Raw genomic sequence first — 23797 nt, forward strand, 5'->3', positions numbered from 1 at the left:
TCGATGGAATAGCCCACGATGCGGCCGGAGAACACGTCCTTGACCGCGCACAGGTACAGCTTGCCCTCGCCGGTGGGGTGCTCGGTGATGTCGGTGAGCCACAACAGGTTCGGCCCGTCGGCGGCGAAGTTGCGCCGCACCCGGTCATCGTGGACCGGCGGCCCGGCTTTGGCGTTCTTGCCGCGGCCCCTGGACTTGCCGAAGACGCTCCACCAGCCGTTGTCCCGGCAGATCCGCCAGGCAGTCCGCTCGGCCATCGGCTCACCGTTGGCGCGGGCCTCGTCGAGCAGAAACCGGTGACCGAACTCGGGATCGTCACGGTGCGCGTCGAACAGCGCATCAGACCGATACGCCTCGGCCAGCTCGGAATCGGTGACCGGGCAGGCCAGCCACCGGTAGTAGGGCTGGCGGGCCAGCCCGAGCACCCGGCACGTCACCGCCACCGGCACCTTGTGAGGGGCGTCGGCGGCGGCCAGCTCGCGGACGAGCGGGTACATCATTTTGCCGGCAGGTTCGCCTGCGACAGATACGCAGCAGCCCTCCTGAGCACCTCGTTCTCCTGCTCCAGCAGCCGGATCCGTTTGCGGGCCTCGCGCAACTCGGCCGACTCCCCCGACGTCGCTGCCGGCGTGGTGTCCTCGTCGGTGTCGGCACGGCGCAGCCACTTCGACAGCGTGATCGGGTGGACCCCGAAGTCGGCGGCGATCTGTTCCAGCGTGACGCCGGGCTCGCGGTTACGCGCGACCCGCACGACATCCTCGCGGAACTCCTTCGGATACGGCTTGGGCACTGCAACATCCTTCCAGGCCGCTTCTCAGCGAGCCAGGTCAGGTGTCACCCAACCTTGCAGCAGTCCCAGCTGCTGTCTGCTGGGCTTGCGGAGCGGTGAGGTAGGTGTTGAACAGCGGGCTGTCGCGCATGTGCATCGGGAGACGCTCGAACGTGTATTTGCGCCAGGTTCGGCACTGATCAAGTCAGAGTGGATCAAGCGGAGGTTGTGCACTTCCTGTGTCAGGTAGCTCTGTTGGCGCCCAGGTCGCATGGCGTGTACCTGAGAACAGGGGTGTGGATGATGATGAGACGTGTGCTCTCGCGGGCCCGAATACGCGCGGCCGCTGTACTGGTTCCCGGGCTGGTTGCTTCACTACTCATGCCCTTGAGTAGTGCCCAGGCTGACGGATCTGACTCGCTGAGCATGGAGTCATACATGCGGCCGGTGAACGCCGAGCCGCTCGACCTCGAGGAACTTCAACAGCAGCCGAGCAAGCTACGTAGCCTGTCCAGCGGGGAGACCGCGCAGGCCGTTCTGCCTCGTGAGACGCTCGGCCGGGCCAAGACTTACGCTCCGCTCGCCACGGAGGATTCGGCGCGATACCAGCCTCCGAGCCGTAAGCCGCTCGACTCTCGAGCGCCGACAGCAATCAGCCTTCCCGAGCCGCCGCGCACGATGACGAAACAGGAATGCATCGCGGGACTCGCGACGAATACGTTCTATGTCAAGTCCCGCTACGCACTGTGCTCTGGTAAGCAGTTCGAGCAGGTCTGGCTGCGCAACGGCAAGCCCGTCGGCACCAGTCAGTTCGACGTTCTCGCCGTCGGCACCATCCCGAAGAACAGCAGGACCATCACGATCACCTACTACTTCACCGACTTCACTGCGGCCAAGGAGAACGGCGCCGCCGCGATGGGCATCACGACCAAGGGCAGCATCACCCATCTCTGGCCGTCCACTGCTGCCTATACTCAGGGCGGCGTGAAGATGCCCTTCACCCGGACATGGAGTGAGCTGCTGGGTGCGGACACCTACAAGCACACGCTGACCGTCCCCGCCGGCCAGGGGTCTGACACCGCGAGGACGGATCTTATCGCCGCGGTGTACGTGCCGAACATCAGCCTCAAGGCACCGCCTGCTTGGTCGTCGCTGCCGATTACGGGTGGCGACTTGTTCATGCTGCCGCCCCGCTGGGACAAGGCTTCGTACCTGCCTAACGCAGCGGCGGGCGCAGCCTCATGGGCCGTCGTCACGCCGTTGCAGTACAGCACAGCTGCTGGTGCTCCAGAACGGGAGGTAGCCCTGCATATCCAGAAAGCGCTCACCACGCCAGGGGCGACGCAGCCCCCCATGGCCAAGAAGGATCTCCCAGGCAAGGGTCCCAAGCCCGGGCTGACGCGTCTGTACTGGGACAACAAACGCCGCGAGCTGAACCGCAACCGCTCTGTCTACAACTGCGGGAAGTACTTCGGCGAGGACTACGCTACGTCAGCGGGGTACGCGCGTGAATGTGATGAGTATCCGATGGCGTCTACGTACGAGGGGGCAGGCCACTCGGACTACGATCACCTCGCCGAGCCGGGCAACTTCAGTGTCCTGCCCGTTAAGAAGGAGGACAATGGGGCTGCGGGAAGCCTGCTCGCGCAGTTCTATGACAAGAACAGGGTCATAGACGGACCGGACGACGGCTTCTGGGTCGAGATCACTTCGTAGCGACTTTGACAGGTGTGGGGGCGGCTCGGAGACAGGAGCCGCCCCCAGTACTTCAGGCGTTCGGCCAGAACTGTGCGATGTAGCGCTCGACTCCGTGCACCACACCGTGCTGGGTCTGCGCAGATGCCGCCTCACGGCCGGTGCACACCACTCGCACCGTCCAGACGCCCGGCCCGGCCGACAATTCGATCGCCTCCGGCATCGGCCCTGCCGCCATCCCCCTGGCGCGCAACTTGCCCGAAGAACAAACGATGCCGGCAAGGGCTGTCTCGTCCCACTCTCCGGCCGGCACTGCAGGCTCCCCGTCCCAGACCTCCACCGTCAGGGACGCGGTGTGGGTGTGCCCGGCACTGTAGAAATCAAGGCGCCCGGGGTGAGCAGTGAGGAACGTGTCGCCCTCGAAGCCCTCGGGGAACAGCACAGGAACCTGCGTGTCGTCGAAGTCCTGCAAGGCCCATCCGTTGTAGTCCACATTCACCGGATACTCCTGGCGCCTGATCAGGCTGGCCACGTCACCCACCCCTTGTCGTCGTCTGGTGCGAGGGGCTCCATCATCGTCGATCTTCAGCGGCGAAATCACAGCGGAACCAGCCTTTGCAAGGCGAGGCGGCCGACAGCTGCACAGGCAAGTCATGGGCCTCGACGCTCTGCGATAGACCAGGCAGGTGGCTTGACTCAGTCATTGAGACTCCTCGTGATCGATGCGGGCCAGGACCAGGACGCCTGTGGCGGCGACGCTCCAGCCGGCAGCCTCCATGGCCGTGAGAGCGACGGTGGCCTGGCCACCGGTGACGTGAGCCTGCACGGCGCTCGGGTGAGTGGGATGGGTGTCGAGGCGGACATGGGCGTCGATGGCGGGAGTCACGTGGGTCTCATCTGTTCTGCCGGTGGCCGGGCCTTCGGGTCCGGCCACCGGCGTACTCGGGAGTTATCGGGTTGCTCGTGTCGATCGGGCGGCGTGTGCGGCCGTGGTCGTCGGCGGGCCGGCGCGGATGGCAGGCGCCGGTCGCCGCTGCTGTGGCGGGGTGGTTCCGGTGGCGTTCTGCCAGCGGGTGCGGACGGCGGCGATGTCAGCGAGGGCGCGGCGGGCGCCGACGACGAGCTGGAAGGGGGTGTTCGCCGGGTCGCCGGCGTACGCCTCGATGCGCCGTCCGGTGTGCTCGGCCGTGGCCAGGAGGGAGCGCTGCAGGGCGCGTTCGCCCCAGTGCCGGACGGATCCGGCCGGTTCGGTCAGCATGCGCAGGACCTCGCCTGGCTCACTGCCGCCGTCCAGCAGGCCGCGCTGCTGGGCTTCCCATAGGACGGTGACGGGATCGACGGGCTCGTTGCGGCGGGCGAGGGTGGTCAGGCACTGCCACAGGCTGGCGTGCAGCGGCAGGGTCAGGTCATCGGGGACCAGCCACCGCACGGCGTCGATCTCGTCAGGGCGGGCGGTGGCGGTGGCAAGCAGCAGTTGCTCCTCCTCGACCGCCTCGGTGTGGTCAGGGGCGGCAGGGAGCGGCGCCGGGGTGCGGGGGAGGACGCCAGAGCGCGGGGGAAAGTGGTTCGCGATGTCGTCCACGACCGCGGCGAGCACGTCGGCCTCGGCGAGCACCGTCTGGACGGGGAGCGGGAGGCTGGTGTCGTGGACGGTGTGGACGAGGCGTTCGGCGGCCGTCAGCAGGCGGCGGCGGGCGTGCTCGGCCTCGACCATGCGGGCGTAGGCGGGGGCGTGGCTGGGCCAGGGGCAGACCTGGACGAGAGTGTGCAGATAGGAGGCGGTCAGCCCGCGCGCCTCCTCCAGGGCGGTGGCGAGTACGCGGTCGAGCCACTTGGTGTTCTTCGCGTGCTCGGCGGGGTCGGGCCGCGGCAGGGTGCTGATCGCGGCATACAGGGCCACGTGCGCGGCGGTGGAGAAGGAGTCGGCGGTGATGCCGCTCACGTTGTCCAGGTGGTGCGGGTCGAGGAGGAGGGCCCCCAGGAGGGCCTGCTCGACGTGGAACACAGGCTGGGGCGGTGCGATGGCGTCGAGGTCGTCTTCGTCGGGGTTGGGGGTGTGGGGCATCAGGCGGCGAGGGTGAAGTCGTCGGGGTCGAGGGGGAGGCCGAGGTGCGGGGCGAGGAGGTGGCCGGCGAGCAGCGGGGGTACGGCGTTGCCGATCTGGGAGAACTGTTGGCCCTTGTTGCCGGCCCAGGGGTAGTCGGCGGGGAAGGTCTGTAGGAGGCCGGCCTCGCGGGCGGTGATCCGGATCGCCTCGGGAACCGCAGGCGCGTCGACATCCATAGCCGGCGGTGAGGCGGGCTCGGCGATCCAAGTGCACTCGTTCGCGCGGTGCCCGAAGAACAGCGTGCCAGCCGGCTCGGACAGTGGACGGACGGTGGCGTTGGCCTGGTTGTTGCTGCGCAGGGACCAGGACCAGCGGTGGGCCTCAGCGGTGAACGTCGGCGTCGGAGCGTCGGCGGCCCGGTTCTCGCGGGTGCCGTGCCGGGCCGCCCATCCGGCGCCTTCACGACGGGACTGCAGGACCACTCCGTCCGGCCGGGGCATCCAGGTGCCGCGCTCACGGGCGTCGGACAGCGTCTTGCGGGAGCCCGACGGGAACGGTTCGGGGCCGCCGCCGGGTCCACCGCCCGCGCAGACGGTGGGGACGGGCCGGTCGGTCGCGCCCCATCCCAGGGCCTCGGCCATGCTGACCCAGCGGGCGCGGCCCGGACCGAACAGCGACTCCGGTTCGGCGAATTGGGAGTGCGTGGGGGTAGGAGGCTGCGCCGTACGGACGCGGGAGGCCAGGAGTATCGCCCGCTTCCTGGTCTGCGGGACGCCGAAGTCGGCCGCGTTGAGGATCCCGTACCAGACGGAGAACCCCCACCCGCGCAGGACGGCCGCGTACTGCTTCCACAAGGGCAGGACGTGCGGCACTTCCTCCATGGCGACCCAGTCGGGCTCGCCAACCGTGTTCAGGGCGTACAGATAGCGCATCGGCTCGGCTGCGAGCAGGGAGCGCTCGTCACGGCATGCGGCGAGGAGGCGTTCGCGGGAGTCGCGTCCGGCGGCCAGGTCCTCGACCGCCGCGTGCACCAGCGGCTGGTCGAGCAGGCCGAGGCGTTTGCCGGCCATGCTCCACGCCTGGCACGGAGGGGAAGCGATCATTCCGCGGGTGCGGCCGATGAAAGGCCACGTCGGATACATTGCCACGTCGGTGCGGATCGTCAACTGCCCAGCCGCAGCCCGGGTCTTGCACGCCCACTCGTCCCATTCCAGCCCGACGTCGCGCACGCCGAGGACGTGCAGTGCCCTGCTCCAGCCGCCCGGCCCCGCGAAGAGGTCGAGTATCACGTGGTCAGCCCCAAGTCGGACTGTGTCGGCGCGTGCTTCGCCACGGCGCGGGCGGTGATTGCCTGCGACGCGCGGGCGGACGCCGCGGACAGCTCCTCCGCGCCGGGCTCCCGGTACCACGGCCGAAGGTCGAGCATGGCGGCGCGCATGCCGGTGGCGAAGCAGAGCGCGGTGCCCTTGGGCAGGGCGCGGATCGCGTCGGCGGGCAGGATCCGCTCCTGCCGCATCGACACTGACGTGCTCTTTCCAGACTCTGAGTGCGAGGTGGACGTGGTCTCCACGTCGTGGTCACCGATCAGGCGGCTGAGCTTGTCCGCGAAGTCCGGGTCGTCAATACCGCTGCCGATCACCTTGACAGTCGAGGCAGACCACATGGCGTCCATGCCCGCGTCTCCCCAGACCTTCTGGCCCTGGCGGTAGGACTGCAGGATCGTGATCGGGATGATCCCGCGGCTGCCGAGGTGGGAGTACAGGTCTGGCAAGTCGCTGATCTTGCACACGTTGGCGGCCTCGTCGAGGATCGCCAGCATGGGCGGATCCAGGCGCCCGCCGGCACGTTCGGCCTGCGCGGTCGCGGCCCGCATCACCGAGTCCGCGCACGCGGCGATCAGCGCCGAGGCTCCGCCGCCACCGTCCTTGCTGAGCAGGAACAGCGTGTCTGTGGACGTGACGAACTGCTCCGGACGGAATTCCGGGACGTCCTTCTGCGGGGTCACCCACGCGGCGATTTCCGCGTTCAGGAGCGCGGAGGCGTACTGCCGGGCTGTCTCGTAGATGCCGTCCCTCGTTTCCGGGGGGCCCTCGACTGTGCCCTTGAGCTGAGCGGCGACGGCGGCGAAGTCGTGGTCGCGCAGGATGTCCAGCGGGGTGCGGTCGGCGGGGAAGGCGAGCCACTGCATGATGTCGGTGATGGGCCGCTCGTCGAGCGCTGCTGCCAGGAGCAGCTGGGACAAGATGTTGCTGCCGGCCTTCGACCAGAAGTCGCCCTGCTGGGAGGCGTCCACCGAGGCGGCGAGGAAGTGTCCGGCCAGACGGTTCGCCCCGTCCAAGGTGGTCGCGCTGGCGAGAGGGTTCCACCACATCTCGCGGGCGGCATGCGCGATCTGTTGTGGATCCATGGTCCACACCGCCCCCGCCCGGGCCCGTGCCTCGTAGGCGGTGGTGAAGGCGTCGCCAGCGGCCTTGTTCGATGTGAGCAGGACCGGGCCGGGTGCGCCGAGCATGGACGGGATGGCGAGCGAGGTGGTCTTGCCGGAACGGGGCGCCATGATCGCGACGGCGACGTCCTCGAACCCCATCCGCACCTCGTGGCGGCTGCCCTGCAGGTTGCCGAGAAGGATGCCGGTGTCCTTCGCGTCGATGTGCTTGCTGTCCTTCAGGCTGGGGCGCAGGGAACGGGCCTTGTCGGTGATCGCCTTGGCCATCAGCGGCTCGATGTCCCGGGCCTTGGCCATGTCGTTGATCTTCTTCCGGCCGCCGCTTCCGTTCTTGTGCCGGGCCCACAGGACGCCAGCCCCAGCCCCGAAAGCGAGGAGCAGGAGAACGGGGACGATGCGGGCACCGATCAGCAGGGACGTTTCTCCCGCGTCGGGCCAGACCTGCTCGGGGTGGAGCAGGGCGTTGGTCGGCTGGTAGGGGGCCCAGCTGGTGCCGGTGAGGTAGGCGGTGATGTTGCCGGACAGCCAGGCCAGGTGGGACAAGGGGACGACGACGGCGAGCACCCCGAGGAGGAGGCGCAGGACGAGGTCGTATCCGTCGGTGTTGCTGCTGGAGGAGGAAGGGGGCAAGGGCTACGTGCTTCCGGGCGGGGGGAGGGTTAGCGGCTGCGGCCGGGCCTGGGCGGCGCTGGCCGTGAGGGGATCGAGGCCGTCGGCGCGGTGGTGTGCCGGGCAGCCAGGGAGTGAACGCGGTCTTCCAGCGCGCCGGCGACGTACACGACGAGCACGTCGGTCGTCCGTCGGATGACGACATTTGGGTCGAGGGTCGGCATACTGCGCCCGCTGTCGGTGCGGGGCACGGGCTTCGGATCGCCGAGCGCGGCGGTGAACGCGGCGACAAGGTGTGGCGGAGTGTGCGCACTGAAGCGGGCCTGCCTCACCTTCTGGTGCATGCCGAGGGTGACCGTGGCGAACCAGGCTTCCGGATCAGCCGGTGCTCCCAGCCGCTCGACGTACGCCGTCTTGTTGGGAAAGCAAGGCCGGCTGGTCACCGTACGGGTCGCACTGCGCGTCAGCGGCTGGGGCCGGGTCGGTGAAGGCGGCGATCAGCTCGATGGGCGTGCGGGCGCCGAAGCTGGCGTACCAGGCGGCCGGTCCGGCTCGGCGACGTGGTGCAGGGTCTCCACTGGTCGTAGGGGTCGGGCTCCAGGCGCAGGAGGGTCTTCTGGTCGGGGCGGGAGGCAGGACGCGTGGCATCAGGGGGTCGTTGCCGTGGCTCCATCCGCAGGCACGAGGGAGAGGGTGATTAGGCGAGGTCACCGCCGTCGGCGAGGTGGGGCGGGGTGATGAAGTCGACCTCGACGGTCTCGGGAGTCGGGGCCTAGTCACTTCCGTGCCGCGGTTCGTCGCAGGGGTGCGAGGGCAGGAGTGGGAACCAGGGATGAGGGGGTCTTGCGGGCTGCGGTGTTGATCTCCCGGAGCGCTTTGCCGTGGGTGGCCCAGTCGTCGAGGTAGCTCCAGGATTCGGCGTGATGTTCGGCGAGGGCGTCGTCGAATTCGGCGGTGCCGGGCTTGGCGGTGGCGGGCAGGGCGTCGCGGGTGAGCAGCCATTGCTCGTGCAGTTCGTCGAGACGGTCGAGGGCCGTGTGCAGGACGCCCAGCTGGTATACCCAGCGGCTCTGCACCGTGTTCTCCGGCAGTTGGGCCAGCTGTGTCTCGGCGGTCGCAAGCAGGTGCCGGGCGCCGTAGCGGAGCGGCTCGAACGCCTCGGCGGTGTCGGCATCGCGCTGGCTCTTGCGCATGCCGTAGGCGTGGTCGTCGTAGGGCCAGCCGTCGAGGCCGGTGTGCTCGTCGGAGTAGGCGTCCCAGGCGTCGAGGATCTTCTGGCTGTCCCGCACGTAGTGGTCGAGGTGGCGCAGGAAGTCGCGGTGTGCGTGGTGGTCTCGGGAGATGGGGAGGGGTCCTTTCAGGTCAGCGGCGAGCGGCCGGCTGCGCGGTATTGGCGTGCGCCGGGATCGTCGCGGGTTTCGTCTGCTGGCGGCGGGTTGAGCGTGCCTGGGCGCGTAGATGCTTGATGCGCGTGGCGTGGGCGTCGACCACCTGCTGCGGGCGCAGCGGGCTGGGCTTCTGTACGGCGCTGTAGTGGCCGGTGCGTTCGAACATGCCGCGCTGGAGCGGGTTGCGGTCGGTCAGCGCGGTGAGGAACGCGCTGACCAGGTGAGCGGGGGTGTGCTCGTCGAGGTAGGCGTGCCAGATGCGCGGGCCGGGAAACTCCCCGTGGCCGGGCTCGCGGGTCTCGATGTGCCAGGACGACCGGTCGTGGAATTCGCTCAACGGCCGCAGTTCGATGTGGCACATGGAGTCCGGCGAGCGCGCGCCGTCTGGCTCGTGGTGCCATCCTGCCGAGGTCACCTGCTGCCACGGGTCCGGCTGCTGTGGCGGCGGGGCGGTGAGGGCGTCGGTGAAGGCGGCGAGGACCTCGGCGGGCACGAGTTCGCCGAACTCGGCGTACCAGCCGGGCTCGGTGCCGACGGGCTCCGCCCGTAGCCGCCACCACGCCGAGGTGCGGGACTGCGGGTCGAACTGGAGCCGGTGGCGAAGGTCAGGGCTTGCCAGGATGATCTCGGAGCTCAGGGGGTCGGAGACGGCGTTCCATCCGGCGGCGGCCAGACCGTGGGTGACGTGGCGGGCGTCTCCGGGGCCGGCGAGGTGGCGGGGGCTGGTGTCGTACGGGATCTGCACGGCGTGCTTGTCGGCGAAGGCGGCGAGCTGCCGTTCGCTCAGCGGCACCAGCAGCACCCCTGCTCGCTCGTCGGCGAACTGCCGTACAGGTCACGGAGATCGTCCAGCACGTAGTGGAGGGTGTGCTGGTCGGCAAGTTCCCACGCGGCCGTGCGCAGCTCGGTGATCAGCAAGTCGCCCTGCGCCCTGCGCGGCGCGTCAGGGCTCTCCTGAACGGCGCGGGCGAGGGCGCGCAGCGTGTCGGCGAACTGGACGGGCAGGCCCGTGTACTCGTCGAGGAGGGGCTCGACGAGGGCGAGGGCTTCTGCAGGGTCGGGGTTCTCGCGCAGGTAGTCGGTGAGGTCCGCGAGCGTTTCGGTCAGCGTGCGGATGGTGTCCGGGGTGAGTGCGGGCATCGGGCTCCTCGGGGCGGGGCTATTGCGGTCAGCGGCGGGTGCGTGCGCCGCCGGCCGAGGTGTAGGGACGGGCGCTGGTGCGCGGCCTGGTGCTACGGGCGCCGTTGCGGGCCCAGGTGGCGGCGCGGGCGGCCGTGATGCGGGCCTGCTGCCACGCACTGAGCTGGGAGGGCTTCACGGACACCGACCAGATACGAATCTGCGCGCTGTGCGGCACGCGTCCGCGCGGGCGCATCACAGGGTCCGGGCTGGCGAGTTCGGTGGAGAAGGCTTGCACCAGGTGCATCGGGGTGTTCGGCGTGAAGTTGGCCGTCCAGCCGTTGCCCTGCTTGTCCTGCGCTCCGGTCCACCACATCACCGCCCCGTCGGGACTCTGCCGATACTGCATCCACGCGGTGCCGTCGGGGCTCGTCGCCATGTAGTCCTGGCCCTCGAAGCGCGTGTGCCAGTTCTGCTCCTGCAGAGGGGCCCAGACGTTGGGGGCGTGGGCGGAGCGGTGGCGGGTGAGGGCGTCGGTCAGGCCGGCGACGATCTCCACCGGCGTTTGCCGGCCCAGGTGGGCAGACCACTCGCCGTTCGCTCCGTCTGCTTGGCCGTGGATGGTCCATCCGCCGGGGAGGACGTAGGGGTCGTAGGCGATGCGGACGGTGCGGTCCGGGCTCTCCATGCGCAGGGGGCCGCCCGTCTTGGACTTGTCCCTCCAGCCGGAGGCGCGCAGGAACTCCGAGACGTGCCGGACGTCGCCGCCGCCGGCCAGGACGCGGGGCTGGACGAGGTAGTGCTGCTCGGCCTGCTCGTCAGGTCCCCAGCCCTGCCACTGCTTCTTCTTCACCGGCGGCGCCGGATGACGAGCGGTGCGGGTGCCGGGGGCTTCGCCGCCGTAGTGGCGGGCGGGGCGCCGACGCGCTGAAGAGCGTCTTTGTGTTCGTCCAGGTCGAGGGTGATGTCGCCGAGTTCGTTCGAGGCACGGCCCAGGGCGAGCCACACCTCCGCGGGGAGCGCGCCTCGCTCTGCCTGGTCCTTGGCGAACACGCTGCCGGTGGCGACGAGGTGGGTGACGCCGCCGAGGACTCCGGTGCCCGGGTCGAGCACGCGGGCGATGACCTGAGCGGCCTGGGGCGGGGGAAGCTGAGATAGGTGGTCGGCGAGCTGGCCGAGCTGGCGGGTGATCTCGTCGGCCAGTCTCACCGGGTAGGGGGCGGGGTGGGACATGCTCCTCCGGGTCGGTGGACGGTCAGTGGTGGCGGTGCCCGACGCGCTGCGTCTCGGCGAGGGCGGCCTCAGGGCGGGCGCCGGCCAGCGGGGAGGCGTGGTCGGGGCCGGTCGGAATACAGGCGCGCAGATAGCGGCGGAAGAAGGCCGTGGCGAGTCGGGGCTTGAGCCGGTTGCTGATCGGTGGGGGTGTGCGGATTGCTACGGGTATCTCCGGGTCTCGGGTGGTGAGGCGGGCGGTCCCGGCGCGGTGCCGGGACCGCCCAGGCGCCTTACGGGGTGCGGCGGGCCGGAGCTGCAGGCGAGGCGGAGCCGATCGGTGCCTGTTGCCGCACGGCAGGGCGGCCCGCTCGGGTGCGCAGGTCCTGCACGGCCTGCCGGTAGGCGGATTCGTCAAAGACTTCGGGCGTGCAGTTGACCTCGTACCCGGCCAGGAGCAGGACGGGGATGGCGCGGGTTGCCAGCCGCTTCTGCTCGTCGGCGTCGAGGTGTTCGGGCACGGTGTGCCAGATGTAGATGGGCGTGTCGGCGGGGTACTCGTGGCGTTCCAGGCCGAGGTGTTCCAGCAGGTCGTGGAGCTGGTCGGAGGCGCCCGTTGGGGTGTCGGCGTGGATGGTGGTCGTCAGGGCCTTGATGTAGATCTCGACGTCCGTGCCGTATTCGTCGGCCAGGTTGGCCATGTGGTTCTCCGAAGTCAGCGGCGGCGGGATTTCGCGGGCTGGGCGCGGCTCGGCGGCGGTGAGGTAGTGGCCGACCGCTGCGCAGGGCGCGCGGCGTGGTTGCGGGCGTGGAGGATGGCGCGCGCGGCCTCGCTCATGGAGGTGGCGGTGCTTCCGAGCCGTGCGATGGGATCGGGTTCCCCGGTGGGCGCGGCCCCTTGGAAGTCGCTGGCGGCGATCCAGGCGCGGACGACGACCTCTCTGGCGAGGGGCAGCAGCCCGTGGACGGGGGCAGCGACCTCGGTCAGGACCTCGGCCACCTCGCTGCTGGTTGTGGCGGCTGCGGCTCGCTCAGCGAGGCCCGCCAGGTAGCGCAGGGCGGCCTCACGTTCACCGTCCGGTGCGACCAGCATGTTCAGCGTGGGGTCGAGGTGGACGCTGTGACAGGCGGCGAGCAGGGCGTGCGAGGCTGCGGTCGCCTTCCGGCGCTGCTGCTCGATGGGCAAGCCGTGTGGAAGCCGGTGATAGTCCCCGCGCGGTCCGGGAGCGGAGAGGAAGCCGCCGGTTCGCTGGAGGATGTCCGCGGCCTTGTCGGTGCCGCCGATGGCCACGACCAGGTCGGTGCGGGGGTCCTTGGTGATGGTGACGTAATCCAGCACCCAGAAGTCGGACTCCGTCTGCTTCACCGAGACCGGGTGGTTGGGGTACGGGGACCGGCCGGGACGTGCGGCACGGAAGCGGCGGTGGTGAGCGCGGTCCGGCCTGCGGGGTGCTGCAGAGCGGTGCCGATGCCGAGCGTGTCGAGGCGCGGGCCGATCTCGCACAGGGCGCGGGCCTGGGCCTGGGTGTCGTCACCACCCAGGCGGTAGATGCCACTCTGCGGGTCCTGGACGAAGCCGTGGGCCATGAGGACCGCGCTGGCGCGGTCGTCGGCGGGGGCGGTGGCGATGCTGCCGTCCGGCTGCCAGGTCAGGACGACCCGGTCCGGTTGGGAGGGCTGGATGCCGCCCAGGGCGTTGTGGCGGACCTGGGCGAGGGCGGCGTCGTAGCGGGCGAGCAGGTCGCCGGTGACCTGCTCGGCGCTCAGGAACGGGTCATCGGCCAGGGCGATGCCGTTGGGCTCGGGAACGCCGCGGAACGCCTCGTCGGGCAGGGCGTGCGGGGCGACGGCGGCGATGAGGAAGCCGTCGCGCTCGTCGTTCCGGTCCAGAAGGACGAGCTGCGCACCGTCCTGTCGGCTCAGGATGGCGGCCTGCTGCAGGGGGTGCTCGGCAAGAGAGGCGGCGACCAGGTCCAGGTCCCAGATTCGGTCGGCGAGTTCGGCGAGGTCGTCCTTGGCGTCGGCTGGCAGGTGGGAGCTGGTCCAACTGTCGGGGAGTTCGCCGGCGAGAACGTCGGCGTACGAGGCGAGGCGCTCGGAGGTGTGGTGGTCGTGCATGGTGTCCTTGGGCGAGGTGGGAGTCAGCGGCGCAGTCCGGCGGCCATCGGGGGCGGCGGGGCCGGTAGGGTGCGCGGCGGTGGCGGGCAGGCGCACACGGCAGAGCGCTCTTGCTCGGTTGACGGGACTTCCCCGGTGCAGATGCTGCGGCCGGGGTGCGGGGCATGCCGGTCGGCGAGCTGGTTGCGGGTCTCGGAGAGGTCGGTACGGATGACGCGAAGGTGCTCGTCGGCGAGGTAGCGAAGCCGCCGCGCGATGTAGGGGTCGGCCGCCTGGCCGAGCCCGTCGTGGAAGTCGGCGGTTGCGGTGAGGACTTCCTCCAGCGCGGCGAGGACGCCGTCGTGGGCGGCGGTCAGCTCAGTCAGCGCATCAGCCGCCTCGCCCGTAGTGGCGGCCTCGCGAAGGCGCTCGGCGACGTGGGCAACGGAGGATCCCAGCGGCAGGTAGCTGGCCGGACGCGAGTCGGTGTCGAAGTCCGCGTCGCAGTCGACGTGGTAGCCGGCCGCCCGCAGGCGGGCCACGGCGTCGGTGGCGAGACGGGACTCGTCGTCCTCCGCTAGGCCGGTCGGGGCGCGGTGGTACGTCTCATGGACGCGGACGACGGCGACGAAGCCCGCGCGCTGGAGGATGCTGTGTGCCTCGGAGTCGCCGCCGCAGGCAAGGAGTTCGTTGGAGTGCGGGTCGCGGCGGATGTCCAGGAAGCGGTCGGTGCGGGGCAAGGAGACGTTTCTCCTACGGCGATCGGTGGGCGTTGTGCCGGACGGCGTCCGGGGCCGGGACGGCGCGGGGATGGACCAGGCGGTCTGCGGTGGTGTCCAGGTCCTGCTGGATGGCGTAGAGGCGGCGGGCGATCAGCTCCAGGCGGTGTGCCGTATCGGTGCTGGCTGCTCCCGGCTGGCGGGCGATCCGGTGCGAGGTGTGCTCGACGAGTCCGCGTACCGCGGCCAGAGGGCCGGCCTGTTCGTCGGCGAGCTGCGTGAGGATGGTCGCGAGCTGGGCCGACGCCGTGAGCGCCGCGCGGATAGCAGGCCGCGAAGGGGGGTCGGATCGGACAGGGACCAGGTGGAGGTCCTGTTCGATGCGACGCGCCTCCTGTGCCAGGCGCCGCAGATTGTCCGCGGGAAGAGCGTGCCACGCGCCGTCGAGGTGGATCAGGTTGGCGATCAGGTCGAGGCGGCCGGGCTGGGCCTGGACGGCGATCCACCGGCAGCCATGTTCCTTGCCGGGGATCTCGATGCCGGCGGCTCGTGCGAGCCGTTGAGCGACCTCGGCCCACTCCGGTCCTGTCAGTTCCCGGTCGTCCGGGTGAAGGCGGATGTCGAGGTGGAGGATCGCCCGCCGGTCGTCGTCGGGGCTGGCGGCGAATGGATGTTCCAGGTAGGGGTCTTCGAGGTGCTCGGCCCACTGGACGGACGTCCAGATCCTCTGCTCGTCGTCAAGGGTGAAGCAATCCAGGCCGGGCCAGTGGGCGACGATCGTGTGCTCCGTCAGGCCCTCGTTCGGTGAGACCGGCCGCCCCAGCGCCTCTTCGAGCGGGTCGTGGGGCCGGTGGGTCTGCTCGTGCAGGCGGGGGATCACCGGCCGCTCCGGATGTCGGCGATGTGCACGAGCTGGCCCAGGTCGGTGGTGGTGTACCAGCCGCAGTCGATCAGTTCGTCGCGGTCGGCGAACCGTGCGAGGAGGGTGTCCTCCATGGCCCGTAGATAGATCAGGCAGTCAGGGCAGCGGCGTGAGAGGTGCACGAGGTAGCGGGGGTGGGCGGTGACGTAGGACTGGGCGCCGCCTGTCGCATCACGCAGCCGCCACCCGTCCTCGTCGGTCGGGGTGTGCCAGGAAGGGGCCACGACGCGCATCGCGTCGCCCCACAGTTCTCCGCCAGCCACCCCCTTCAGGACGACGATGGTGTCACCGGCCTGAAAATGGGCGTGGGTGATGTCCCGGTCGGGGGTGAGCGGGTCGGGCGTCGGTGCGAACGCCGAGGCGGACGGGGGTTGGGACATGAGTTCCTTCCACGCGATGGCTGGCGGGGTGGGAGCATCAATAGTCCGGAGGAACGCCGGTTTGGCTAACCGGCGTTTCCCGGCTATGTTGCCCCGCCGTCAGCGGAACGGGTTCCCCGTCCCGCGGTCCGCCTCACTGGCCGCGTCGAGAAGTTCGAGCAGGTCAGTGCCTTCGGCGTCCCGCTGGTCGATCCACCATCCGGCACGGGTGATGGAGCGGGCCTTCTCCTCCAGCTCCGCCCAGTCCGCCTCGTCCCAAGTGCCCTCGACGACGAGCGCGGTGTGCGCGGCCGTCATCAGCTGGTGGCGGGAGCGCTCGCCCCAGCCCAGGGCCTTCTCCGGGCCCTCCAACTGCGGCATGTAGAACTGCTTGGCCCACGCGACGGCTGCCTCCTGCTCCTCGGCCCGCTTGGTCGCGAGCCACTCCTCCTTGGACTCGGAGTCGGCGTCGCGCGCCGCCTTCCAGCAGTCGGTGCAGTCCTTCGACGCGAGCCAACGGGCAAAGCCCGCCCGCTTGTCGGCAGGACGATTGGACAGGTCATGATCCACGCTGTGGGAGCAGGCGTGCTCCACGGTCCAGTGCGTACGCACGGCCATAATTCGATCTCCTCAAAGGGGTTGGAAGGTGGGGGCGTGCCCTGATCAGGACGGCTTGTGCCGGCCTCGGAGTGGGCGGCGGTGTCGGCCGGGCGGCCGGTGCCCGGCGGGGCGGAGCTGTCGGCGCGCGGCGAGAAGGACGGCGAGGGCGAAGGCCGCGCCGGCGGCGGGGAGCGCCGCGCTGGCCAGCGTCTGCTCGGCGAGGCGTCCGGCCAGAGCGGTACCGGCGGACTGCCCGACGCCGATCGAGAGGATCAGCCACGCATACGCCTCGCTGGTCCGGCCCGCAGGAGCGAGAGCATCGGTGGTCACGTAGGCGCAGGCGACCACGACGGTCAGGAACGCACCAGGCACGGTGACCGCGGCGGTGGCCGCGAACGGCGCGGGCTGGGTTGCGAGCGGGAGCCATCCGGCGAGGAACGCGGCGCTGGCGATGATCAGCCGGTCGGCGGCGGTCCGACTCCAGGTGCGGCGCCCGTAGACGAGGCCGCCCAGGAAGCTGCCGGTGGAGAACGCAGCGGGGATGATGCCCGAGAGCATGTCCTGTTCGTGGTCCTCGGCTATGGCGATCGACCACACGTTCAAGGCCCCGATCGCGAACCCTATGCCGGTCAGAGAGACGAACAGGAGCAGCAGACCGGGGCTGGTCAGCCGTCCAACGGGACCGTGCAGGGTGCCGACTGACGGCGTCGATCGCCAGCGCCGCGATGGCGGAGCGAGGACGACCACGGTGGTGCCGGCCAGGCCGAGGACGGCGGTGACGGTGAGTGCGACGCTGGGGTTGTACGCGGAGGCAAGGGCGGCGACGAGCAGGGGGCCAACGATGTACAGGAGGCCCTGCGTACCGGTGTCGAGGGCGAGCGCGGCGTGTCGAAGGCGGGCGTCGGGCAGCACGCTGGGCCACAGGGCCCGCAGCCCGGCCTCCAGGGACGGGGTGGTCAGGCCGGCGGCGACGACGAGGGCCGGGGCGAGGCCCGGTCCGCCGTACGGTCTCGTCAGCGGAAGGGTCACCAGGAGAGCCGAGTTGAGCACGGCGGCCGGAAGATGCACCGCCATCTGGCCGTGGCGGTCCATGAGGCGTCCCTTGACGGGCTGCACCACCGAGGAGGACAGCCCGTACAGGGCGCTGAGCAGTCCGCCGAAGGCGATGCTGCTGCCGCTCGTGGTGGCCCACAGGAGGATGGCGACGGGCGCCATGCCGTTGGGGAGTCGGCCGGTGAGGGTGCCACCGAGGAGGCGGGCGACGTACGGGCTGCCCAGCACCGCGCCGTAGGTGATGCGCGGTGCCGGGGCCGGGGGTGCGGTCGGGGACAACGGGTGCTTTCTCGGGGTCTAGCGGTGGCGGGCGGTCGTGCTGGCGCGGGGTGGCGGCGTGGGCGGGGTGGTGTCCACGGCCGGGCGCGGGCGGGCGCGTAGCACGGGGGTGCGGTGCGGGGGCAGGACGGCGACGGTCGCTCCGAGGTCTTCGGCTGCCTCTTCGACTTCACGGGTGAGGAACTCGATCTGCCGTCCCAACGCTGAGAGGCGGGCGGCGATCTGGCGGCCCTGCACGGTCTCCAGGGCGCTGGCGAACTGGCTGCTCGTCTCCAGAAGTTCCTGCAGGCGGACCATCGGGCCGGCGGCGTAGCCGCGCTGGACGGCTCCGAGGAGAGCATTCGAGGCGTCACCGGCACTGTGGCCTTCGACGACGTCGCGGATGAGTTCCTGCAGAGACATCTCCGGGGCCGGTGCCGGGCGGTTGAACTGGGAGACGTCCGCGCGCAGGATGCCGGGCGGGACCGGAGCGGGCAGGGACTTGCCCGCCTCATGCTCGTGGGCGTAATGCCCGATCACCTGCCAGCCCGGTACGCCCGGGTCGCCGCGCAGCGCGACCACCGTCGAGTCGTTGTCCTCGACCAGGTAAGCGAGGGTGATCGGCTGTCCGTCGGCGGCATACCACGACTCGGTCAGCTCCAGCTCGCCGCGCCGCTGCGCGGCCTGGGCCCTCTCGGTCCACATCTGCTGCTCTTCGTCGGTCAGCGGAGCCTTGTGGTTCTGGCCGGCGCGCTGGTCGGCGAGGTTGCTGGCGATAGAGCTGTGGTCCGCCCAAGCGGTGAGGTGTGGCCACAAGGCCGCGTGCTGAGTGCGTTCGGCGGGGGAGCCGGGCGCGGCCGGCCGGTCGAGGGCTCGGCGGAGTTCGGCGGCGGAGGCAGCCAGGCCGTCCAGGACGGCCCGCCACCCGGTCAGGTGCCGGGAGGGTGGCAGCTCGTCGAGTACGAGTCGGGCGGCACCGAGGAGAGCCTCGGCGTGCGGGGCGAGGTGGGTGGCGTACGCCTCCACCGCCGCCTTGTCACGGTGGGCTCGTGCGGCTGCGGCGGCGCCCGCGTGGACGGTACGGCCGTAGCGGTCGCGTGTCATGTCGAGCGCAGCCTCGGTCTCGCTGTAGATGACCGCCATCCGCAAGCGGAAGTCGCGTGCCCGGTTTGCCAGTTCGGGAGCTGTCGGCAAGGGGTCGTCGGGGGCCGGGCTGCTCGCGGGTGTCATCGTGACTGCCCGCCGGTCGCGGCCGTCAAATGGACGGTCGGAGCGTACGTGGGCTTCGGCGGGATCGGCCGGGCCGCTGGCGGGGAGGTGGTGGGCGGTGCGGAGCGCTGCGTCGTCCGGCCGGCGGCGGCCTGGGTGAGCCGGCTGCGGCGCTCCTGGAGTCCGTTGGGCCGGACGGGGCGTGGCGGGCCGGCCGAGAGGGACGGGTCGAGGCGGATGTCGGCCTGCACGGTGTAGCCGTGGCGGCGCAGGTCGTGGACGGCTTGGCGGGTGCGGCGGACTCCGTCGTGCTCGGAATCGCTGAGCCGGTACAGGCCGGGTTCTCCGGGAACGGGCTCGAACTGCTCGCGCTCCAGGTACCAGTGGGCGAGGTGCGCGGGCAGGGCGGTGGTGAAGGAGGCCACGAAGCCGTGTTCCTCGTGGTCGCCGAAGGCGAAGTGGGTGCCGGGTCGCAAGGGGGCGGGGCTCTCCTCGGGGCGTGGGGCGGAAGGGTCAGGGGCCGCGGTGCGCGGGCCGGGCCGCGGTGAGGGGGGCGGGCTGGCGCGGTGACGGGCGGGGCCGGGTGACGATGGAGCGCGCTGATGCGCGCCTGACGAAAGGACGTTTCACCGTCGGCGAGCCACGTCTCGATGGCTGGCCACGCGTGTGCTCGGCGCTCCTGCTTCGGCACGGAAGGGCGGTGTGCGCCCACCGGTACTGCTCGCCCGAGGCGATAGCGACGATCCCGGACTCCCGGCTGTGCGACAGGACGATCTGCGCCTCAGCCACGGACCAGGTTTTCGCCACCGCGCAGGACGGTGCGCAGGCTGCGGCCGTATGCCCAGGCGTGCTCCCGGGCAGCTGCCTCCAGCCGGTCGTATCCGACCTGGGCCGTCATCTGCCCGTCCCACTTGCGGTACCTGTACACGGGTACTGGCAGCAGGATGCCGGGGGCGAGAGCGGTGACGCCGAGGGCCGCGCAGTAGTCCTCGCCCTGGACGAGGCCGCCCATCGGAGCGGCGCGCACGAGGTCGGTGCGGGCGAGGATCGTGGTCGGCCCGATGGGGATGGTGTCCGCAGGCGACTTCCAGTACGTCCACACGTCACCGGCCTCATGCCGGCCTGGCGGCGTGGGGCAGCGCCACAGGGTGGTCGAGCCGTCGGGGTGCTGGTCCTCGCTCCAGCCGGCGCACCAGCCGACTCTCGTCGACTCCAGGGTGTTCAGCCGTACGGCCATCGCATCGTCGGGGAACAGGTCATCGTCGTCGGCCCAGTTGGTGTACGGGGTGCGTACGTGAGCGAGGGCCAGGTTCCTGGCGCAGGCGGCGCCGACCGGACGGGGCAGCGCCAGCGTGCGAACGCGCGGATCCTGCGCGAGCGAGGCCGGCAGACGGTCGGGCGATGCACCGTCGAGCGCGATCACGGCCTCCCACGGCACGGACTGCCGGGTGAGGCTGGCGTGCATGGCGGTCAGGTAGTCCAGCCGCTCTTCGCGCAGGCGGCTTGCGATGACGACGGTGATCAGGGGCGTGGTGTACGGGGGCAGAGAAGGCTCCGGGAAGACGAGGGGGAACTAGCGTCGGGCGGCGGGGCGCGGGGCGCTGGCCTTCGCCGGGGCTGCGGCAGGAGCGCTCTGGGGCTGCCTGCCGCGCGATGCCCGCATGGCGGGCGGGGAGTCGAGGACGGACCAGGCCGCCGGGTGGTCGTTGAAGGCGGTGCGCGGGTCGGTGGACCAGCTCACGATCGGGCCGATGTCCTCGTGCAGGAGGCTGATCACCTCGACGCCCTCCTTGTGCAGGACGTACCCCCACTGCACGTCCTGCTCATCGGCGGTCGTGTCGGTGACCGACATGCGTACCGGGGGTGAGCCGTCCGGGGTGATCAGGTGGTCGAGGGTTCGGCTGGGCCAGTGCTCGCCGCCCGTCAGCGCGGTCACGAGTGCGGGCGGGGCGTCGTCGAGGAGATCGGTGCCGAGTTCGTCCCAGCCGACGGCGACGTCGTCGATGAGGTGTCGGGACATGGCCTCGATGTTGCGTCCGAACTTGTACTGGTAGGCGGCCAGGAGCAAGGGGAGGTGGTGGCTGGGTACGCCGTCGAGCTGGACGTGGATGCCCGTGTATCCCGTACCGCGGGTGGGGCGGGCGATGAAGGAGCGTGTGGACAGGTGTTCTCCGGAGCGAGCGGGGTGCGGGGGAGGTTCGGCGGCCGTCACGGTGGCGCGTGGGTGCGTCTACGCGCGGTCGGACCAGGACGGGACCGGAGGGCCGGAGGCGTCGGTACGCGCGCAGGTGTAGCCGATCAGGCGGGAGGGCTCGGCCTTCGCGGGGACGGTGGCGGCGTCGTTGCACACGAACGTGTAGCGGATGGAGGTGCGGGGCACGTCGTGGAGCCAGGCCCGGTCGTCCTTGCCGGGGTTGATCTGAAGGCCGGAGTGCGCGACGGCGTCGGTCTGGGTGTGCGTGTGGGAGAAGAGGATCAGCGCGCCGCCGTCGGTGGTCTTGAGGGCGTAGGCGTCCGTGTAGCGGTTGGCGGCGCCGGCGAAGACGGTGGTGCCCTGGGCCCCGAAGCGGGTGCCTGTCTTGTCGTGGATTGCGATCTGCCGCTTGCTCGCCTTGGTCGGTGCGAAGACCTTCGTCCCCGTGTTCGTACCTCCGGTGGCGAAGTTGTCGAGGACCGCGGTGCGCAGCAACTTGGCGTCGGCAGCGAGGTGCTTGTTGCCGTCGGTGGTGACGGCCGTTGCGTATCCGTCGTGGTCGAGGGCGATGTCCGGCAGGTCCGGGCTGTCGAGGTCGACGACGGAGACCATCTCCCAGCGCTTGTGCTGGGGGCGTTCGGCGAACACGGCCAAGCGCGAGGGGGCCTTACCCTTCTGGTCCGAGAGCGCGGCGGCGAACCAGCGGTTCTGTCCGGCTCCCAGGCGCGGGATGTACAACTTGGCGTCCGCGGAGTCGTAGGACCACGGCTTGTACGGCTTGCGGTCTGCCGCGGGGAGCCCTTCGGTCTCGGTGTAGTCCGAGATGGACATCGCGTACAGCGGGCCGTCCTCGACCGTGTCGAGCAGGCGCCGGTCGCGGTCGGTGTTGGCCTCGTTGTTGATCTTCGAATAGCGGGTGATGACGTCGCGGGCCTGGGCGGCGCTGAGAGCGGGCACGGGCTTCGGGGCGGTGCTGGCGCGGGGCGTCTGCCGGGCATGGGCGGGGCCGTCTTCGCCGGCGCAGCCGGTGAGGGCCAGGGCGAGGCAGGCGGCGCCGACGAACATCGGCAGGGTACGGCGAGCGGTGCGGATAGGGGGCTCCAAGGGTCTGCTGGGCGGATGGGGATGAGCGGGCACGACTGGTCGTGGGTGCTGTCTTCGGCGATGCCGGCGGAAGGCCGCGCTGGTCGTGGGCGCCGAGTGGCGGAGGTTCACACTGATGCCCTTGGCCGTGAGCTGCTGGACCACGCCGTGGACGCGAAGTGCGCGACCTCTGTCCCCGTAGGCGGTGGGAAGGGGAGTGCGGCGGCGGTGCGGCGTCAGCGCGTGTGCCGCGGCGGAGCCGACGGGAGGGCTCGCGGCGGAAGGGACGGTGCACGAGCCGGGGTGGAGGGCAGCCGCGGTGCGGGTGCGAGCGGGGTGAGGGCCCGCATCCGGTCCTCGGCCACATGCAGGACCTCTCCGAGGCTGCGGATCTCGGCAGCGGCGTCGGCGAGGTCGTAGGACAGGTCGAAGCCGTCGTCCTCCTCGGCTTCCTTGGCTTTCTCGCCGGCTGCTTCGAAGAACTCGCCGAGCTGTGCCAGCAGGCCGTCGGTGGGTTCAAGGATCTGATGCAAAAGGGCAGCGGCATCCGCGTGCGACTCGGCTGCGTTGAGCCGGTCGGTCAGATCGCGCAGCGCGTCGCCGTAGACGTAGGTGGGGCCGCGGTCTGGTGCGCCGGGGGTGTCCCGGGACGGGGGCATGGGCGTCGGTTGGGCCGGGTGCACGTGGGGGCTTTCGTGGGGCAGAACGGGGTGCGGTAGCAGTCCGAGCTGGGCGAGGCGGAGGTCGATCGCCTCAATCAGGGGTTGGGCGCTGCCGCCGTGGCGGGCTTCGGACCGCCGGCGAGCGCCGGGGTCGTCGGAGGGGGCAGAGTCGTAGAGGACCTCGAACAGCGTCTGGTCGTCGGGGTGCTCGCGGGTCGCGATCCAGCCCTCGGGGTCTCCGGGCGGGCGGTCGGAGGACGGTTCCTGCGGCGGACTGATGATCAGGTAGCTGTCGTCGGGGAGCGAGACGCGCACGATGTAGGCGCTGAGGCCGAACTCGATGTCGCATGGAAGTCCGCGCGCTCGCAGCGGCGTGGTGATGTGCGCATGGCGGCGCCACAGTTCCTGCCACCACGGCATGTTCACGTCGCGGTAGTCGGGAAGCGGCGCGATCGGAGCCGCGCGGGCGTCCGTAGCGTTCGCCTCGTTAGCGGCCACGGATTCTCCTGCGGGACGCCGGTCGGTGTGACGGAGGCGTTCGGCGAGCGAGGTCGGCTTCTGGCTTCGGAACCGGACTGGAGTCGAGTTCGTACTCGTCGTAGGCGGTGATCAGGTCGTGTTCCAGCTGGGCTTCACGTTCGGCGACCTGCGCCATGAGGTCGCCGTGCTCGGCCTGGCACTGCTGGTATTCGGCCCAGTCGGCGTCGCTGAAATGAGCGGGGCGGTTCAGAGCATTCCTTGGGATGTGGGTGGATCGGGTTTCAGGGCAGGCGCGGTCAGCGGTGGCGATCGCCCGGCCTGGGTGGCCGAGGTGCCGGCGGGACTTCCTGACGGGTGAGCGTCGCGAGGAAGCGTTGGAAGCCGAGGTGGTCGTCGAGTTCCTTGGCCGCGTCACGAAGGGATTCCGAGGTGCGCCGCAGGAAGGCGCGGGCTGAGGCGTGGTCGATGACCATGCGATTCGCGAGGTAGTGCCGGTCGGTCGGGTTGGCAGACCGGGGCAGGGCCAGGGCACACTCCGCAGACTCGGTGAAGTGCGGGGCTGCGTGGCTCGACATGGTCGCCGCCGTGCCGAGATGCTTCAGAACGGTGCTGCCGGCGCGGGTGGTGTGGTGTGGGCTCCTGGCGAAGTCAGCAGTGAGCCGGAGGACATCGCGGGAGAGGTCCTGTGCGTCGGTGGCGTGCTGGAGCAGCGCGGTGTAGGAAGGTGTGTCCGGTACGTGTCCGTTCTCGTCCAGCAGCTCCCACTGCTGGGCAGCGTTGAGCAGTTCGTCCTTCATCGCGTTGAGTGCGCCGATAAGCTGGAGCACCTCGTAGCTCGGTATCAAGGCGCGTTGGAAGTCGGGCTTCACGGGCCTC

The 23797-nt window shown here is 70.6% G+C and carries 28 protein-coding genes and 1 pseudogene; 1 reads left to right on the plus strand and 28 read right to left on the minus strand.

The window, feature by feature from the left end; all coding sequences use genetic code 11:
- Positions 1 to 790: pseudogene (locus tag ACFZDE_RS13560) on the minus strand (transposase); the annotation flags it as partial.
- A gap of 417 nt (positions 791 to 1207) precedes the next feature.
- Here ACFZDE_RS13560 and ACFZDE_RS13565 point away from each other — a divergent pair.
- Complete coding sequence (locus tag ACFZDE_RS13565; protein WP_391199937.1) at positions 1208 to 2485, plus strand: hypothetical protein; 1278 nt, start codon at positions 1208 to 1210, stop codon at positions 2483 to 2485.
- 52 nt (positions 2486 to 2537) lie between these two features.
- On the opposite strand, the gene ACFZDE_RS13570 is transcribed toward ACFZDE_RS13565, so the two are convergent.
- The 27 genes from ACFZDE_RS13570 to ACFZDE_RS13700 all read right to left on the minus strand — a co-directional run bounded on the left by ACFZDE_RS13570 (position 2538) and on the right by ACFZDE_RS13700 (position 23790).
- Complete coding sequence (locus ACFZDE_RS13570; RefSeq protein WP_391199938.1) at positions 2538 to 2996, minus strand: hypothetical protein; 459 nt, start codon at positions 2994 to 2996, stop codon at positions 2538 to 2540.
- 168 nt (positions 2997 to 3164) lie between these two features.
- Positions 3165 to 3350: a hypothetical protein gene (locus ACFZDE_RS13575; RefSeq protein ID WP_391199940.1), complete on the minus strand. Its 186-nt coding sequence runs from the start codon at positions 3348 to 3350 to the stop codon at positions 3165 to 3167.
- 63 nt (positions 3351 to 3413) lie between these two features.
- On the minus strand, positions 3414 to 4529 hold the full coding sequence (locus tag ACFZDE_RS13580) for a DnaB-like helicase N-terminal domain-containing protein (protein WP_391199941.1): 1116 nt from the start codon (positions 4527 to 4529) through the stop codon (positions 3414 to 3416).
- Positions 4529 to 5800 (minus strand): DNA cytosine methyltransferase, encoded by a 1272-nt coding sequence (locus ACFZDE_RS13585; RefSeq protein ID WP_391199943.1) that lies wholly within the window; start codon positions 5798 to 5800, stop codon positions 4529 to 4531. Before ACFZDE_RS13585 ends, ACFZDE_RS13580 begins: the two co-directional genes overlap by 1 nt.
- Positions 5797 to 7587, minus strand: a complete 1791-nt coding sequence (locus tag ACFZDE_RS13590; RefSeq protein WP_391199944.1) for a TraM recognition domain-containing protein — start codon at positions 7585 to 7587, stop codon at positions 5797 to 5799. Before ACFZDE_RS13590 ends, ACFZDE_RS13585 begins: the two co-directional genes overlap by 4 nt.
- Positions 7588 to 7616: 29 nt before the next feature.
- Positions 7617 to 8009: a DUF317 domain-containing protein gene (locus tag ACFZDE_RS13595; RefSeq protein WP_391199946.1), complete on the minus strand. Its 393-nt coding sequence runs from the start codon at positions 8007 to 8009 to the stop codon at positions 7617 to 7619.
- Positions 7945 to 8214: a DUF317 domain-containing protein gene (locus ACFZDE_RS13600; protein WP_391199948.1), complete on the minus strand. Its 270-nt coding sequence runs from the start codon at positions 8212 to 8214 to the stop codon at positions 7945 to 7947. Before ACFZDE_RS13600 ends, ACFZDE_RS13595 begins: the two co-directional genes overlap by 65 nt.
- 128 nt (positions 8215 to 8342) lie before the next feature.
- Complete coding sequence (locus ACFZDE_RS13605; RefSeq protein ID WP_391199950.1) at positions 8343 to 8855, minus strand: hypothetical protein; 513 nt, start codon at positions 8853 to 8855, stop codon at positions 8343 to 8345.
- Between the two features lie 73 nt (positions 8856 to 8928).
- Positions 8929 to 9747 (minus strand): DUF317 domain-containing protein, encoded by an 819-nt coding sequence (locus ACFZDE_RS13610; protein WP_391199951.1) that lies wholly within the window; start codon positions 9745 to 9747, stop codon positions 8929 to 8931.
- Positions 9738 to 10094, minus strand: a complete 357-nt coding sequence (locus ACFZDE_RS13615) for a hypothetical protein (RefSeq protein ID WP_391199953.1) — start codon at positions 10092 to 10094, stop codon at positions 9738 to 9740. The genes ACFZDE_RS13610 and ACFZDE_RS13615 overlap by 10 nt, the downstream gene beginning before the upstream one ends.
- 28 nt (positions 10095 to 10122) lie before the next feature.
- A complete protein-coding gene (locus ACFZDE_RS13620; protein WP_391199955.1) occupies positions 10123 to 10926 on the minus strand; it encodes a DUF317 domain-containing protein in 804 nt (267 codons plus the stop codon).
- On the minus strand, positions 10923 to 11306 hold the full coding sequence (locus tag ACFZDE_RS13625; protein WP_391199957.1) for a hypothetical protein: 384 nt from the start codon (positions 11304 to 11306) through the stop codon (positions 10923 to 10925). The genes ACFZDE_RS13620 and ACFZDE_RS13625 overlap by 4 nt, the downstream gene beginning before the upstream one ends.
- A gap of 272 nt (positions 11307 to 11578) precedes the next feature.
- Entirely contained in the window at positions 11579 to 11986 is a 408-nt protein-coding gene (locus ACFZDE_RS13630; RefSeq protein WP_020271152.1) for a hypothetical protein, read from the minus strand.
- Between the two features lie 14 nt (positions 11987 to 12000).
- A complete protein-coding gene (locus ACFZDE_RS13635) occupies positions 12001 to 12651 on the minus strand; it encodes a hypothetical protein (RefSeq protein WP_391199959.1) in 651 nt (216 codons plus the stop codon).
- Entirely contained in the window at positions 12648 to 13403 is a 756-nt protein-coding gene (locus ACFZDE_RS13640) for a hypothetical protein (RefSeq protein WP_391199961.1), read from the minus strand. The genes ACFZDE_RS13635 and ACFZDE_RS13640 overlap by 4 nt, the downstream gene beginning before the upstream one ends.
- 23 nt (positions 13404 to 13426) lie before the next feature.
- Positions 13427 to 14122, minus strand: coding sequence for a hypothetical protein (locus ACFZDE_RS13645; protein WP_391199963.1), 696 nt, complete (start codon positions 14120 to 14122; stop codon positions 13427 to 13429).
- Between the two features lie 13 nt (positions 14123 to 14135).
- The gene (locus ACFZDE_RS13650) at positions 14136 to 14981 is read right to left on the minus strand and encodes a relaxase/mobilization nuclease (RefSeq protein ID WP_355821315.1); all 846 of its coding nucleotides are present in this window, start codon (positions 14979 to 14981) and stop codon (positions 14136 to 14138) included.
- Positions 14978 to 15403, minus strand: a complete 426-nt coding sequence (locus tag ACFZDE_RS13655; RefSeq protein WP_391199965.1) for a hypothetical protein — start codon at positions 15401 to 15403, stop codon at positions 14978 to 14980. Before ACFZDE_RS13655 ends, ACFZDE_RS13650 begins: the two co-directional genes overlap by 4 nt.
- A 99-nt stretch (positions 15404 to 15502) precedes the next feature.
- Positions 15503 to 16000, minus strand: a complete 498-nt coding sequence (locus tag ACFZDE_RS13660) for a hypothetical protein (RefSeq protein ID WP_391199967.1) — start codon at positions 15998 to 16000, stop codon at positions 15503 to 15505.
- A gap of 45 nt (positions 16001 to 16045) precedes the next feature.
- A complete protein-coding gene (locus tag ACFZDE_RS13665) occupies positions 16046 to 17314 on the minus strand; it encodes an MFS transporter (RefSeq protein WP_355821314.1) in 1269 nt (422 codons plus the stop codon).
- 18 nt (positions 17315 to 17332) lie between these two features.
- Positions 17333 to 18523: a hypothetical protein gene (locus ACFZDE_RS13670; protein WP_391199968.1), complete on the minus strand. Its 1191-nt coding sequence runs from the start codon at positions 18521 to 18523 to the stop codon at positions 17333 to 17335.
- The gene (locus ACFZDE_RS13675; RefSeq protein WP_391199969.1) at positions 18520 to 18978 is read right to left on the minus strand and encodes a hypothetical protein; all 459 of its coding nucleotides are present in this window, start codon (positions 18976 to 18978) and stop codon (positions 18520 to 18522) included. The genes ACFZDE_RS13670 and ACFZDE_RS13675 overlap by 4 nt, the downstream gene beginning before the upstream one ends.
- A gap of 305 nt (positions 18979 to 19283) precedes the next feature.
- On the minus strand, positions 19284 to 20027 hold the full coding sequence (locus ACFZDE_RS13680; RefSeq protein ID WP_391200491.1) for a glycosyltransferase: 744 nt from the start codon (positions 20025 to 20027) through the stop codon (positions 19284 to 19286).
- 48 nt (positions 20028 to 20075) lie between these two features.
- Positions 20076 to 20648, minus strand: coding sequence for a hypothetical protein (locus tag ACFZDE_RS13685; protein WP_391200492.1), 573 nt, complete (start codon positions 20646 to 20648; stop codon positions 20076 to 20078).
- 84 nt (positions 20649 to 20732) lie between these two features.
- Complete coding sequence (locus ACFZDE_RS13690) at positions 20733 to 21761, minus strand: hypothetical protein (protein ID WP_391199970.1); 1029 nt, start codon at positions 21759 to 21761, stop codon at positions 20733 to 20735.
- 254 nt (positions 21762 to 22015) lie between these two features.
- Positions 22016 to 22939 (minus strand): hypothetical protein, encoded by a 924-nt coding sequence (locus ACFZDE_RS13695; protein ID WP_391199971.1) that lies wholly within the window; start codon positions 22937 to 22939, stop codon positions 22016 to 22018.
- A 278-nt stretch (positions 22940 to 23217) separates the two neighbouring features.
- Entirely contained in the window at positions 23218 to 23790 is a 573-nt protein-coding gene (locus tag ACFZDE_RS13700) for a hypothetical protein (protein ID WP_391199972.1), read from the minus strand.
- Positions 23791 to 23797 lie beyond the last annotated feature (7 nt).

The sequence above is a fragment of the Streptomyces sp. NPDC007929 genome, assembly GCF_042959065.1.
Classification (GTDB): Bacteria; Actinomycetota; Actinomycetes; order Streptomycetales; family Streptomycetaceae; genus Streptomyces.